The sequence below is a fragment of the Ruegeria sp. SATB045 genome (assembly GCF_059613525.1).
This window is the reverse complement of sequence record NZ_JBXWSR010000020.1, coordinates 585,571-598,051: the sequence shown is the minus strand read 5'-3', so window position 1 is coordinate 598,051 and position 12,481 is coordinate 585,571. Positions and strand designations below refer to the sequence as shown.

At 58.3% G+C, this 12,481-nt stretch carries 12 protein-coding genes; 9 read left to right on the top strand and 3 right to left on the bottom strand.

Annotated elements, in window-relative coordinates:
• Nucleotides 1–33 precede the first annotated feature (33 nt).
• Nucleotides 34–3,408 (bottom strand): YhdP family protein, encoded by a 3,375-nt coding sequence (locus AC2FNR_RS10570; RefSeq protein WP_496849015.1) that lies wholly within the window; start codon nucleotides 3,406–3,408, stop codon nucleotides 34–36.
• 83 nt (nucleotides 3,409–3,491) lie between these two features.
• Between AC2FNR_RS10570 and AC2FNR_RS10565 the strand changes: the two genes are divergently transcribed.
• The 6 genes from AC2FNR_RS10565 to aqpZ all read left to right on the top strand — a co-directional run bounded on the left by AC2FNR_RS10565 (nucleotide 3,492) and on the right by aqpZ (nucleotide 8,498).
• A complete protein-coding gene (locus AC2FNR_RS10565) occupies nucleotides 3,492–3,953 on the top strand; it encodes a peroxiredoxin (protein WP_496849014.1) in 462 nt (153 codons plus the stop codon).
• Between the two features lie 83 nt (nucleotides 3,954–4,036).
• On the top strand, nucleotides 4,037–4,852 hold the full coding sequence (locus AC2FNR_RS10560; protein WP_496849128.1) for a ferritin-like domain-containing protein: 816 nt from the start codon (nucleotides 4,037–4,039) through the stop codon (nucleotides 4,850–4,852).
• Nucleotides 4,853–5,033: 181 nt separating this feature from the next.
• Nucleotides 5,034–6,356, top strand: a complete 1,323-nt coding sequence (locus tag AC2FNR_RS10555) for a DUF5930 domain-containing protein (RefSeq protein WP_170354501.1) — start codon at nucleotides 5,034–5,036, stop codon at nucleotides 6,354–6,356.
• Entirely contained in the window at nucleotides 6,346–6,846 is a 501-nt protein-coding gene (locus AC2FNR_RS10550; RefSeq protein WP_170354502.1) for a bactofilin family protein, read from the top strand. Before AC2FNR_RS10555 ends, AC2FNR_RS10550 begins: the two co-directional genes overlap by 11 nt.
• Nucleotides 6,847–6,935: 89 nt before the next feature.
• On the top strand, nucleotides 6,936–7,745 hold the full coding sequence (locus AC2FNR_RS10545) for a M90 family metallopeptidase (protein ID WP_496849013.1): 810 nt from the start codon (nucleotides 6,936–6,938) through the stop codon (nucleotides 7,743–7,745).
• Nucleotides 7,746–7,811: 66 nt separating this feature from the next.
• Nucleotides 7,812–8,498 carry an aquaporin Z gene (gene aqpZ / locus AC2FNR_RS10540; protein ID WP_170354504.1) on the top strand — a complete coding sequence of 229 codons (687 nt, stop codon included), beginning with the start codon at nucleotides 7,812–7,814 and terminating at the stop codon, nucleotides 8,496–8,498.
• Nucleotides 8,499–8,546: 48 nt separating this feature from the next.
• Here aqpZ and AC2FNR_RS10535 read toward each other — a convergent pair whose 3' ends face one another.
• Together AC2FNR_RS10535 and AC2FNR_RS10530 are read right to left on the bottom strand one after the other, a co-directional pair.
• Nucleotides 8,547–9,095, bottom strand: a complete 549-nt coding sequence (locus AC2FNR_RS10535; protein ID WP_480865776.1) for a peptidylprolyl isomerase — start codon at nucleotides 9,093–9,095, stop codon at nucleotides 8,547–8,549.
• Nucleotides 9,088–9,594, bottom strand: coding sequence for a peptidylprolyl isomerase (locus AC2FNR_RS10530; RefSeq protein ID WP_170354506.1), 507 nt, complete (start codon nucleotides 9,592–9,594; stop codon nucleotides 9,088–9,090). Before AC2FNR_RS10530 ends, AC2FNR_RS10535 begins: the two co-directional genes overlap by 8 nt.
• A gap of 132 nt (nucleotides 9,595–9,726) precedes the next feature.
• On the opposite strand from AC2FNR_RS10530, the gene AC2FNR_RS10525 reads away from it, so the two are divergent.
• The 3 genes from AC2FNR_RS10525 to pdhA all read left to right on the top strand — a co-directional run bounded on the left by AC2FNR_RS10525 (nucleotide 9,727) and on the right by pdhA (nucleotide 12,479).
• Nucleotides 9,727–10,917, top strand: coding sequence for a phosphoglycerate kinase (locus tag AC2FNR_RS10525; protein WP_496849012.1), 1,191 nt, complete (start codon nucleotides 9,727–9,729; stop codon nucleotides 10,915–10,917).
• 123 nt (nucleotides 10,918–11,040) lie between these two features.
• On the top strand, nucleotides 11,041–11,340 hold the full coding sequence (locus AC2FNR_RS10520; protein WP_170354508.1) for an FtsB family cell division protein: 300 nt from the start codon (nucleotides 11,041–11,043) through the stop codon (nucleotides 11,338–11,340).
• Nucleotides 11,341–11,489: 149 nt separating this feature from the next.
• On the top strand, nucleotides 11,490–12,479 hold the full coding sequence (gene pdhA, locus AC2FNR_RS10515; RefSeq protein ID WP_496849011.1) for a pyruvate dehydrogenase (acetyl-transferring) E1 component subunit alpha: 990 nt from the start codon (nucleotides 11,490–11,492) through the stop codon (nucleotides 12,477–12,479).
• Nucleotides 12,480–12,481 lie beyond the last annotated feature (2 nt).

Sequence of the window (12,481 nt, the reverse complement as noted above, 5' to 3'; positions counted from 1 at the left end):
ACAAGGCCCCAGTGGATTCAGCAACAGCCCAATTCACCGATCGCCGGACGGAGACCCAAAGGTCTTTTTCGGCTTGTCGGGTCGAACGGGTTGCGCATTCGGGCCATCTACCACGGTCGGCGCCGGTGCACGTAACAGATTACGTAAAAACAAAGGGGCCAGACCGGACAGTGGATTGACCGACACTTTAGGCGCACTCAACGGGCCGGTAAGCTTATAGTTAAAGCCGATCACCCCTTCCCCCTTCTTGGTAAAAACACTGCCGATCGCGTTGACCAGGTAGATCGGCGAGATCGCCCCCCGCAGATTCAGAAGCCCGTTTGCCAGATCAACCGTACCGTCGAACGACAGCCCCATTGAGGGACCAACGGCGCTGCCACTTAGGACCTTGATCTCGGTCGGCGTAATGCGCATCCGACTTTCGATAGTCGAGAAAAAGATGCCTTGCCCGGCCATTTCGTCGATCAAACCGACAAGGCTGATGGCGTTCAGCAGCGCCGCCATCGCCGGAGCGTCGGTTATGCGGGTGTTCGAAATTTTCAGGTTGGCGTCGTAGTCGCTGCCGTTGCCTACTGGTTCCAATGTCATGGTCAAGGTCCCGCCGCGGGCCTGCGTAATCACCCCGGCAGATCGCAACGCCTCACCGGCATCTTCTGATGTCAATTCGACCGCGCTGCGTGCACCTCTGGGGGTGATAGTACCTCGAACCGGCGCAGCACCGTTGATACGTGCCGTGAACGCACCGGCGACGCCGCCCGTGGTTCGGAAATCGCCTTTGAAACCCGTCAGGGCGATGCTGTCTGTCACTTGCAGGCGGTCCAGTACCACATCCAGGTTAGGCCCGTTTCCAGCCCCTCCGCCGCCACTGCCGCCACTTCCTCCGAAGGTGGCCGCCCCAAGATTCATCACCCCGCCCTGTACCCGGATATCGGGCACGGATGCGCCGCGGCTGACCAGTTCCGCCGGAACTGCAAGCCAGTTACCCAGATCGAACGAGCTGAATTCGACCTTATCGAACTCACCACCCTCGCGGAACGAAATCGACGCGGTGCTGCGAAGTCCTGCTGCATCCAGTTTCAACGAGTTGACCCGCAGCTGATCACCCAACGTCGCATCGAGGGTCATTGCGCCTTCGGTCCGACGGTCTTTGCTCCAACCCAGTTCGGGGATCGACAGGCCCACCCCCACCAGATCAGAAGTCGCGGTGAGTTCTATGGGCTCGCCCGCGCCGATGCCCAATGTGATGTCAGCCGTCCCTTCTCCGGTCAGCATCCCTTGCGGCAGCCCGGCCTTCAACTCGGTCATCAGACGCGGAGACAGTTCGATTTCGCCCGAGAGTTCGCTGCGTTGCGGAGCTGCCCCTCCGATGGGCTGTCGCCATGTTGCATGCATTGGAACGTCGCCAAACAGGCCGTACCCTCCGATCTCGACGGCAGTCTGATCTCCGGACAGGGTCAGCCGGTCGGAGCTGACGACGAACCCCGGAACCAGACGATCGCTTTCCACGTTGTCTATGTCACCGGTAAAGTGGAACTCGGTGTCTTCGAACTTTAGCCCCTTCTTCATCGGCAGCGACAACGTGCCTGACAGGCTGACATCTCCTGCTGCAAGATCTACTGGCAATCCGGCTTTGCTCAGCAACTCCAGTGGCGGCAGATCAAGCAGCGACAGCGCGGCAATGGCTTTACCCTTGGCCTTGATCCGCACAATCGCGGGCGAGTTCTTTTTAAGTGTCGTGTCAGGGATGATAAACGACGTCCCCGACGCATCCACAGCGCCGCCCTGATCCGCGATCACAACGCCGCTTTCTGCCGAGGCCGTAAAACGGTTTTCCAACAAACTCACCCGCCCTTGCGCGTTCTGGATGGGCGGCAGGGTCTTGGCGTATCTTATCTTTGCGTTATCGAAACCGAACCCCAAATAGATATCTGGCTTGGTTTCAGGGCGCAGGCGCAGCGAGAATTCTACGCCCGAAAAATCGCCTTCGTACAGGTTCTCAGACACCCACAAGCGCGGCTTAGGAGCCAGAATTTCGGGCCAATAGTTTAGCAATCGGTCCGCGGTCATATTGTCCAGATCAGCATCCAGCGCCGCCACCCATCCGTCCGGGCGACCCAGCAAGCGCCCCGAGGCCCGCAGCGTATGACCAGCTTCGACAAGCGTCATTTGCCCCAGGCGCAATTCGAAAGGCAGGAGCTTCATCTGAAAGTCCAACTCAGCTCGGGCTGATTCCAACGATTCCGGGAAAAGACCACCGGGATAGATGTCGATGTCGTTCAGTTTCAACTGAGCGGTCAGGCTCTCTAGCGTACCATCTTCGATGCCCTCCAGAAACGCTTTGCCTTCAGCTTGAACCGCCCCGAGATCCGAGACCACGGATGCTTCGTTGAAGTCCAGTACGTGCTGGCTCGGGTCATAGGTGAAATATGTACGGGCCGAGTCGAACCGTATAGGGCGCGTCTCGGGCGTTGGCTGAACTGCACCCGCACCAAGGTTCAGTGTCGCGAATAGTGGGCCCAGAGACGCCTGGTCATCGACGCTGCCACGCAAAGATCCTGAAATCGGGGCTTTCAGAACCTGCAACCACGACAGGGCGAGGCTTTGCCCCGCTATATCTTCAGCTGGTAAGTCTGTGATCGAAAACCCGAAACTCGCCTGTGGGCTGCCTAGAAGGCTTGTGTAGTTTGCCTCAATCGAACTGGCATAGTCCCGCCCCGTCAGAACCGAAAACCCCGTGGCAAGGCGCATCTCGTCCCCATCGCGCGTTACGTTGATATGACCGCCATCAAACACCCAAGCCCGTCCCAGCCGCAGGTCTTGATAATCCAACGTCAGCGATTGCAGCTCGACCGAGCGCAAACCGGACAAGATCGGTGACAAGAACACGTCATCCGATTCTTCAATCAACTCGGCCAGCGTCGACGCTTCTTGCACCGGAGAGCTGCCGGACCCGACCGTCAGCGACAGCGCTCCGTCCTTGTTACGCGTCAGCGCGATCTGCGCATCTTGCAGGATGATGCGGCGGGGCCGGATTTGCCCACGCAGAAGGCCCCGCATTGACAGGCGCGTGCGCAGATCTCCGACCTGAGCGATCTGTTGCCCGGTCGCGTCGCTGATCGTCACGTCACTTAATTTGAGGCGAGGAAGCCACTGCTCATTAACAAAAAACGTCGCCTCACCAAACCTGACCTTCAAACCGCCCAACGTCTGATCCAGCCGATTTTCAGCCTGAGTGCGCATCCATTGCGGCGCGTGCAACTGGTGACCGATCAGAAAGAACCAACCGGCAACAGCCAACCCACCGAGTGTCAAAGTAACGCCAAGGGTCACATAGGCGGCCAACCGACGACGCGACCTGCGACGCCGAGGTGTCTGGCTCTGGTCTGCACTTTTTTCGTCGTGCTGCACCAAATTGCTATCCACGCCTTTCAACCCGCTCGTACCGCCCTATGATCCCGAGCAGCACATAAAAACCTTTAACGGAGTTTCCAATGCCCGACGTTACAGACATCGCCCCTGATTTCACTTTGCCCCGTGACGGCGGTGGCGAGGTCACGTTGTCGGATCTGCACGGAGGTGCCGTCGTTTTGTTTTTCTATCCCCGTGATGATACGCCGGGCTGCACCAAGGAATCCATCGGTTTCTCGGAACAACTTCAGGCCTTTGCCGATGCCGGGGCTCACGTTTTCGGCATTTCGCGCGACAGCGTCGCCAAGCATGACAAATTCGTCGCCAAACACAGCCTGACCACACCGCTTTTGTCCGACGAAGGATCAACCGTATGCGAAGACTATGGCGTCTGGGTCGAAAAGAACATGTATGGCCGCAAGTCGATGGGGATCGAACGGTCTACATTTCTGATCGACGCCGAGGGCAAGATTGCCCGCGCTTGGCGCAAAGTCAAAGTGCCCGGTCATGTGGACGAGGTGCTTGAGGCGGTGCGCGCGCTCTGACGGCTCTTTCCTGCGGTTGCCATACGGTTTAAGACCCGCCCAAACCTGAACGGAGCGGACCTGTGCCCAAAACACTGACCCTGATGGCAACCGAAGTTCTGACCACGGCGGATGGGCGGGCCAAGACCGCCCTGTCCAAACGCTATGCTGCCGAATGGTTCGCTGCGCGAAAAGGCGATGTACCCGAGATCAAGGTCGGTACCTCGACGCCTCCGCTACAACCGGCGCGGCCGGAACGGCCTGAACTGCTGTCTCCCCGCGAAGTACCCAAACGCAAACCTGGCACCGTAGCTGGGCGGATCGCGTTGTTGCACGCAGTCGCCCATATCGAGTTGAATGCGGTTGACCTGCATTGGGACATCATTGCGCGGTTCGGTCATGTTCCCATGCCAATTGGTTTCTATGACGACTGGGTCAAATGCGCCGAAGAAGAATCGCGCCATTTCGAAATGGTTTGCGATTGCCTTGAACGCATGGGCAGTCACTATGGCGCCCTGCCCGCCCATGCCGGCATGTGGCGTGCCGCTGAAGACACGGCCGAGGATCTGATGGGGCGTCTGGCCGTTGTCCCGATGGTGCTTGAGGCGCGCGGGCTGGACGTTACGCCGGGCATGATCGACATCTTCCGCAAAGCCAACGACGACCACGCCATCGCCGCGCTTGAGGTCATCTATGCCGAAGAGGTGGGACATGTCGCCTATGGATCAAAATGGTTCCACTTTTTGTGCGGAAGAGAGAATGCAGATCCCAAGGATGTGTTTCATGAGCTTGTACGGCGCTATTTCCACGGGGTCCTTAAACCTCCGTTCAACGAGGAAAAACGCGCTGAAGCCGGGTTGCCACCCGACTTTTACTGGCCTCTGACCGAAGACCTGCCTGCGCCAGGACAAGCCAATTAAACATGCGCAAGTTGACGCTATCGGCAACTTCCCGCCTAAAACTGGCGGGAAAAAACCGGTTTCATGTGTGAACTGGTTAACAAACTTGCCCAAATCACATGTCCCCTCTATGCAGTTGCCTCAAGGGACGGAGATCACTCACAACCGGTCCCGAATTTGGGGATGGACAGAGGAAAGACGCGTGCGAACACGTCTGGCAATCAAACTACACTCACTGCTCGAGCGGCACTTTCCGGAACGCCGGGTTTTTCTGAAATCTGACAATGATACGCGGTTTATCCGTCTCAGTTCCGAGACGCAGGTGATTGCCGTTGCGGGCGTCGCCGTCTTCGTTGGCTGGACTGCCGTCGCAACCGCAATCCTGCTGATGGACAGCATTGGATCAGGTAATTTCCGCGAGCAGGCCAAGCGGGATCAGGCAACCTATCAGGAACGTCTGAACGTACTTTCAGCCGAGCGGGATATGCGTGCCTCTGAGGCGCTAATGGCGCAGGACCGTTTCAACACGGCGCTTGAACAAATTTCGACGATGCAATCCGAGCTTCTGGCGTCGGAAAACCGCCGCCGCGAGTTGGAAACGGGCATTGAAGTCATTCAAACCACTCTGCGTGCGACGATGAAGCAGCGCGAAGACGCGCGGCTAGAGTTGGCCAGCCTCAAGCAGGAGGATGGCGCGGACGCTTACATGGCAAACGTGAGCAACCCGGCTCAGATGGATTTCATGACCCAGGCTTTGGCCCGCACGGCCTTGGAACGGGACCAGATCGCAGCCGACGCCAAGGACGCGCTTGAACAGCGTGATGACCTTGAGCTGGAAATCCGGCTCATGCAGGAACGAAGCGACGAAATTTTCCGTCAGCTGGAAGAGGCGATGGTTATCTCGGTCGAGCCGCTCGACAAGATGTTCCGTCAGGCAGGAATGCCCACAGACCGTATCATTGAAGAAGTACGGCGCGGGTACAGCGGCATGGGCGGCCCCCTAACCCCCATATCCTTCAGCACGCGCGGCGAGGAACTGACCCCCGACGAAGTCCGCGCGAATACTCTGCTGCAGCAGATGGACCAGCTGAACCTCTATCGCATTGCCGCCGAAAAGGCGCCGTTTGCAAGCCCTGTGAACGCGGTCGTGCGTTACACCAGTGGCTTCGGCACCCGCCGGGACCCCAAGACCGGTGGCCGGCGCATGCACAACGGTGCCGATTTCGCTGGTGCGCATGGAACGGATATCTTCGCGACCGCCGATGGTGTGGTCACCCATGCTGGCTGGCAGTCAGGGTTCGGGCGATTGGTAAAAATTAAGCATGCCTTTGGAATTGAGACACTTTATGCTCATAACACCAAGATACGCGTAAAGGTTGGTCAAAGGGTCTCGCGCGGGGATCATATTGCTGATATGGGTAGCACCGGACGGTCGACCGGCACGCATCTTCATTACGAGGTACGCGTGAATGGAAAACCTGTTAACCCAATGACTTACATCAAGGCTGCGAGAAATGTTTTCTAAGAGCAAAATCAACGAGCCCGGAACCAAAGACACAGAGGCCGCAAAACCGGCTGCCCCCGCGACGCCTGCCGCGCCTGCGCCGTCAGAAGCCAAGGCCAGCACTGCGCCCAAGCCCAAGCCCCCGGCATCGGTTCTGTCGTCAGATCTGCACATCACCGGCAACCTGAAAACATCCGGCGATATTCAGGTGGAAGGCACTGTCGAAGGTGACATTCGCGCCCATCTGCTGACCATCGGTGAAACTGCCACCATCAAGGGTGAGGTCACCGCAGATGATGTCGTGATCAACGGCCGCATCGTAGGCCGCGTGCGCGGTCTGAAAGTCCGCCTGACCTCGACCGCACGTGTCGAAGGCGACATCATCCACAAGACCATCGCGATCGAAAGCGGCGCGCATTTCGAAGGTTCGGTTCAGCGTCAGGACGACCCGCTGAACCCCGGCCGCAGCGCCAAGGGTGGTGCAAACCCGGCTGCAGAGGTCAAACAGTAAAGCAGGCTCTGCCTTATTCTATGAACGCCGCGGGGAAACCTGCGGCGTTTTTGGTTTCAAGCCCCGGCTGCGCATAGTAGTCTTTGCAAATGCTGATTTTTTTCTCGGTTCTGCTGTTGGTCATCGGCTTTTTTGCCTATCGCCATTGGTCCAAGACTCAGGCGCGCAATGCGCTGCTGGCCGCCCCGCTGTCCGATCATCAGCGTCGTGTGATCGACGCTCAGGTGCCTCTGATACGCCGCCTACCGAAACATCTGAGGGCCAAGCTGGACGGCAAGGTCAATCTATTCCTTGACCAGGTCCGCTTTTTTGGTTGTGACGGGCTGGACGTCACCGAAGATATGGAATTGGCCATCGCCGCACAGGCCAGTCTGTTACTGGTCAATCGGGATATCTGGTACGACAACCTGACCACCATTCTGATCTACCCCACTGCATTCAAGTCGCGTCAGCGCAGGCAGGATGGCTATGTTATCAGCGTGAAAGAGATCGTGCGCACGGGCGAAAGTTGGGATCGCGGCCCGGTGATCCTGTCTTGGACGCACAGTCAGCAAGGCGCGCTGAATGATCGCGACGGGCAGAATGTCGTGTTGCACGAATTCGCGCATCAAGTCGACGACCTCTCGGGGGGCACAAACGGAGTGCCAATCCTCAGCAACGGTCAGAGCTTTGCAGAATGGGAACGGGTGTTCCTGAGCGCCTACGACGCGCATGTCAGCGCCGTCGAACATGGTCGACACACCGTTATCGACCCCTATGGCGCTACCGGGCATGAAGAGTTCTTTGCAGTCTCGGTCGAAGTTTTCTTCGAGCGGCCCGTCGCGCTCAAGTCCGAGGCGCCCGAGGTCTACGAACAACTGGCCAAATTATTCCAACTGGACCCTGCAAGCTGGGCCTGACAGTACAGTTTCACAAAAATTCATTTTTGAATTATAGTGAACCCATTGTTTTTGGGAGGGCTTTTCATGTCATCAAAACTCATGGCCGAATTCTTCGGCACGTTCTGGCTGGTTCTGGGCGGCTGCGGCAGCGCCGTTCTGGCAGCTGGTGTGGCCGATGTGGGCATCGGCTGGCTGGGTGTATCCTTTGCCTTTGGCCTGACGGTTCTGACCATGGCCTATGCGGTCGGTCAAATCTCGGGCGGGCACTTCAACCCGGCAGTCAGTCTCGGCCTTGCGGTTGGTGGCCGGTTTTCACCAAAGCTTCTCATCCCGTATTGGATCGCTCAGGTTGCGGGCTCTGTCGCTGCCGCTGCCGTCCTATACGTGATCGTCAGCGGCGCGCCGGGTTTCGAAGGGGTCGGCAGTTTTGCCACCAACGGTTTCGATGAGGCCTCGCCACAGGGATATTCGATGGCATCGGCGCTGGTGATCGAAATCACGCTGACCGCTTTCTTCCTGTTGATCATTCTGGGTTCGACGTCGAAATTTGCGCCTGCCGGGTTTGCGCCGATTGCCATCGGGCTTGGCCTGACACTGATTCACCTGATCTCGATCCCGGTGACAAACACTTCGGTCAATCCGGCCCGATCAACCGGAGTTGCCCTATTTGCCGAAGGCCCCGCGATGGAGCAGTTATGGCTGTTCTGGGCGGCCCCATTGGCGGGGGGCATCATTGGCGCAATCATCTGGAATGTGATCGGCGACGATTGAGCCTTTCAAAGAAAGGCCCCGAAGCGCATTGCCACGGGGCCTTTTCTGTTAATCGGTCACTGTGACCTTTTTCATTACATCAGGCTGTCCGATCACTGCGCCGTTAGGTCCGTCACCACGCTTGATCGCATCGACGACGTCCATCCCGCCAGTTACCTGACCTACAACCGTGTATTGGCCGTTCAGAAACGGCCCCGGCGCAAACATGATGAAGAATTGCGAATTTGCACTGTTAGGGTCCTGGGCTCGCGCCATACCGATCACGCCACGATCATAATTGTAGTCCGAAAACTCGGCTGCCAGATCGGGACGATCCGACCCGCCTGTCCCGGCGCGGCGCAGGTCACTGCCCAGACGGCCATGTTCAACATCGCCGGTTTGCGCCATGAACCCCTCGATCACTCGGTGGAAGACCACCCCGTCATACTTGCCTTCAGCCGCCAGAGCGCTGATCTGCTCAACATGTTTCGGGGCAAGGTCATCAAACAGATCGACAGTCACGGTGCCATTGGCGCCCTCACCTTCAATCTCGATCTCAAGGCCAGTGGCCAGCGCGGGGCTGGCCAAAACGGCAAAGGCAGCGGCTAGCTTATACATCGGCCGCCACCTTGACGCTGATCATCCGGTCGGGGTTCATCGGCGGCTCGCCGCGAACAATCGCGTCTACATGCTCCATCCCGTCGATGACGCGCCCGTAAACGGTGTATTGGCCGTTCAGGAAGTGATTGTCCTTGAAGTTGATGAAGAACTGAGAGTTGGCTGAGTCCGGGTTCTGCGACCGCGCGGCACCCAGCGTGCCCCGGTCATGCGGCAGTTTCGAAAACTCAGCCGGAACGTTGGGCAGCGACGACCCACCTGTGCCTGCCATACGGATGTTGAACCCGTCTTCCATGTCGCCGTGCTGAACGTCGCCGGTTTGCGCCATGAAACCGTCGATCACACGGTGGAAGGCCACGTTGTCATACTCACCGCCACGGGCCAGTTCCTTCATCCGGGCCGAGTGCTGAGGGGCCACGTCGGGCAGCAGCTCGATGACGACATTGCCGCCTTTGAGTTCGATGATGATGGTGTTTTCGGGATCCTTGATCTCGGCCATGAGGCCCTCCTGTCGTTTGTCTTGCGCAAATACCTATGCGGCATGGGCGTGAATGCCAAGTGACGCATTGACCTGAGGGCAAAATGCAGGAAAAGAACCGCCTAAATCGTATTTAACGGCAAGGATGGAACGATGGGCTGGAAAACGCTGGACGATATGGACCTGAACGGCAAGCGCGTGCTGGTGCGCGTGGATATCAACGTGCCGGTCGTTGACGGCGTTGTGACCGACGCCACCCGTATTCAGCGCATCGTACCCACCGTGCGCGATATCCTTGCGGCGGGCGGAAAGCCGATCCTGCTGGCGCATTTTGGCCGTCCGGGTGGCGAGCGCCGCGAGAACCTGTCGCTGAAACAGCTGATCCCCACCCTGACCACCGCTTTTGACGCAGATGTTCTGTTCGCGGCCGATTGCGTCGGGACCGAGGCCGAACTGGCCGCTGAACAACTGCAGCCCGGCCAGGTGCTGCTGTTGGAAAACACTCGCTTCCATGCGGCTGAAACCAAGAATGACGCCGATCTGGCCGCAGGTATGGCGCGTCTGGGCGATGTCTATTGCAACGACGCGTTTTCCGCCGCGCACCGCGCCCACAGCTCGACCGAGGCCATTGCCCGACTGCTGCCCGCCTGTGCAGGTCGCCTGATGCAGGCCGAGCTTGAGGCGCTCGAGGGTGCATTGGGCGCACCGAAACGCCCGGTGACGGCCGTGGTGGGCGGGGCCAAGGTCTCGACCAAGCTGGAGCTGCTGGGCAATCTGATCACCAAGGTGGATTATCTTGTGATCGGCGGCGGCATGGCCAACACCTTCCTCGTGGCCAAAGGCGTGAATGTCGGCAAGTCCCTCGCCGAAACCGCGATGAAGGGCACCGCGGCCGAAATCATGGCCAAGGCCGACGGCGCGGGCTGCACCATCGTTCTGCCCACTGACATCGTTGTCGCCGAAAAGTTTGAGGCCGGTGCGCCGCACCAGATCCTGCCTGCGGACCAGTGCACTGACGAGGGCATGATCCTAGACGCAGGCCCCGACAGTGTCGCAGCGATCTCGGATATCTTCGATCAAAGCCAGACGCTGATATGGAACGGCCCGCTGGGCGCATTCGAGATTGCACCCTTCGACGCCGCCACCAACGCATCCGCCCTGAAAGCCGCCGCCCTGACCCGCTCGGGTAACTTGGTATCAGTCGCTGGCGGAGGCGACACGGTCGCGGCGCTGAACGCTTCGGGTGCCGCCAAGGACTTCTCGTATATCTCGACCGCAGGCGGCGCGTTTTTGGAGTGGATGGAGGGCAAAACCCTGCCGGGCGTCGCCGCGCTGGATCAATAAAAACTCGACCTCTGACGCATTTTTGCGAATCAGGGGATTCACAACCCGAATCGCCTGTGACATAGTACTTTCAGAGGTCCAAAAGGGCCCGTTATTGAGGCGTTTCATACGGCGGTAAACAGAGTGTCCCGTTCCCATCGGCCCGGTTTGGGCGCAGTCGCATTCTTTATGGTAGCTTTTATGCTGGGTGTGTATTTCACCTTTGCTGCCGTTCAGGGTGACTATGGCCTGTTCCGACGGGTCGAGATTGCAGCGGAACGGGACGCCCTGTCGCGCGATCTTGGGAAGCTAGAAGCCGAGATTGCTCAGATGGAAAACCTCACACGCCGTCTGTCAGATACATATCTGGATCTGGACCTTTTGGATCAGCAGGCGCGTTCAGTATTGGGCATGATCCGTTCGGATGAGATCGTTATTCAGTGACCCTTTCTACTGAGTAAACCCAAAATACCTTCGCGACGATTTCCGCAGGTTTCGACGCTGCGTCACATTTCTCCTCGCCACAAAGCGACAAATGCTTTATTGAATAGTTTAACGCTAAACTATCTTGCCGAGAGGGGGAGATCGCCGATATGGCTGCGCGAAAAACCACAAAGAAACCAAATGTTTCTGCGGAAGAGCTCACCACATATTACCGGGAAATGCTGCTGATCCGCCGATTCGAGGAGAAGGCTGGTCAGCTATATGGCATGGGCCTGATCGGTGGGTTCTGCCACCTGTATATCGGGCAAGAGGCTGTTGTCGTCGGACTTGAGGCGGCAGCCGAAGAAGGCGACAAGCGGATTACTTCCTATCGCGACCACGGCCACATGCTAGCCTGCGGCATGGATCCGGGCGGCGTGATGGCGGAACTCACCGGACGTATTGGCGGCCTGTCCAAGGGCAAAGGTGGTTCGATGCACATGTTCTCGAAAGAGAAGCATTTCTATGGCGGCCACGGCATCGTTGGCGCGCAGGTTCCCTTGGGGGCAGGTCTGGCTTTTGCCGACATGTACAAGGAAAACGGCGGCGTCACCTTCACCTATTTTGGCGACGGCGCGGCTAACCAAGGTCAAGTTTACGAGACGTTCAACATGGCTGCCCTGTGGGACCTTCCGGTGGTTTTCGTGATTGAGAACAACCAATACGCCATGGGTACAGCGCAAGCGCGCTCCACCTCTTCAGCGGATATCTATCACCGCGGACAAGCATTCGGAATCCCGGGCGAAATGGTCAACGGTATGGACGTGCTTGCGGTCAAAGCCGCTGGTGAGAAAGCCGTCGCACACTGCCGCTCCGGAAAAGGCCCTTATATCCTTGAGGTCAAGACCTACCGCTATCGTGGCCACTCGATGTCCGACCCGGCAAAATACCGCACCCGTGAAGAGGTTCAGAAGGTCCGCGAACAAAGCGACCCCATTGAACACGTGCGCGAACTGCTGCTGACCGGCAAACACGCGACCGAGGATGACCTGAAGGCGATCGACAAAGAGATCAAAGAGATCGTCAACCAGGCCGCCGAATTCTCGAAAGAAAGCCCCGAGCCTTCCGTCGAAGAGCTCTGGACCGACATTTACGCCTGAGA

Coding starts and splice junctions, on each gene's coding strand:
- AC2FNR_RS10565 (WP_496849014.1), top strand. CDS start 3,492: ATGCCCGACGTTACAGACATCGCCCCTGATTTCACTTTGCCCCGTGAC.
- AC2FNR_RS10560 (WP_496849128.1), top strand. CDS start 4,037: ATGGCAACCGAAGTTCTGACCACGGCGGATGGGCGGGCCAAGACCGCC.
- AC2FNR_RS10550 (WP_170354502.1), top strand. CDS start 6,346: ATGTTTTCTAAGAGCAAAATCAACGAGCCCGGAACCAAAGACACAGAG.
- AC2FNR_RS10545 (WP_496849013.1), top strand. CDS start 6,936: ATGCTGATTTTTTTCTCGGTTCTGCTGTTGGTCATCGGCTTTTTTGCC.
- aqpZ (WP_170354504.1), top strand. CDS start 7,812: ATGTCATCAAAACTCATGGCCGAATTCTTCGGCACGTTCTGGCTGGTT.
- AC2FNR_RS10535 (WP_480865776.1), bottom strand. CDS start 9,095: ATGTATAAGCTAGCCGCTGCCTTTGCCGTTTTGGCCAGCCCCGCGCTG.
- AC2FNR_RS10530 (WP_170354506.1), bottom strand. CDS start 9,594: ATGGCCGAGATCAAGGATCCCGAAAACACCATCATCATCGAACTCAAA.
- AC2FNR_RS10525 (WP_496849012.1), top strand. CDS start 9,727: ATGGGCTGGAAAACGCTGGACGATATGGACCTGAACGGCAAGCGCGTG.
- pdhA (WP_496849011.1), top strand. CDS start 11,490: ATGGCTGCGCGAAAAACCACAAAGAAACCAAATGTTTCTGCGGAAGAG.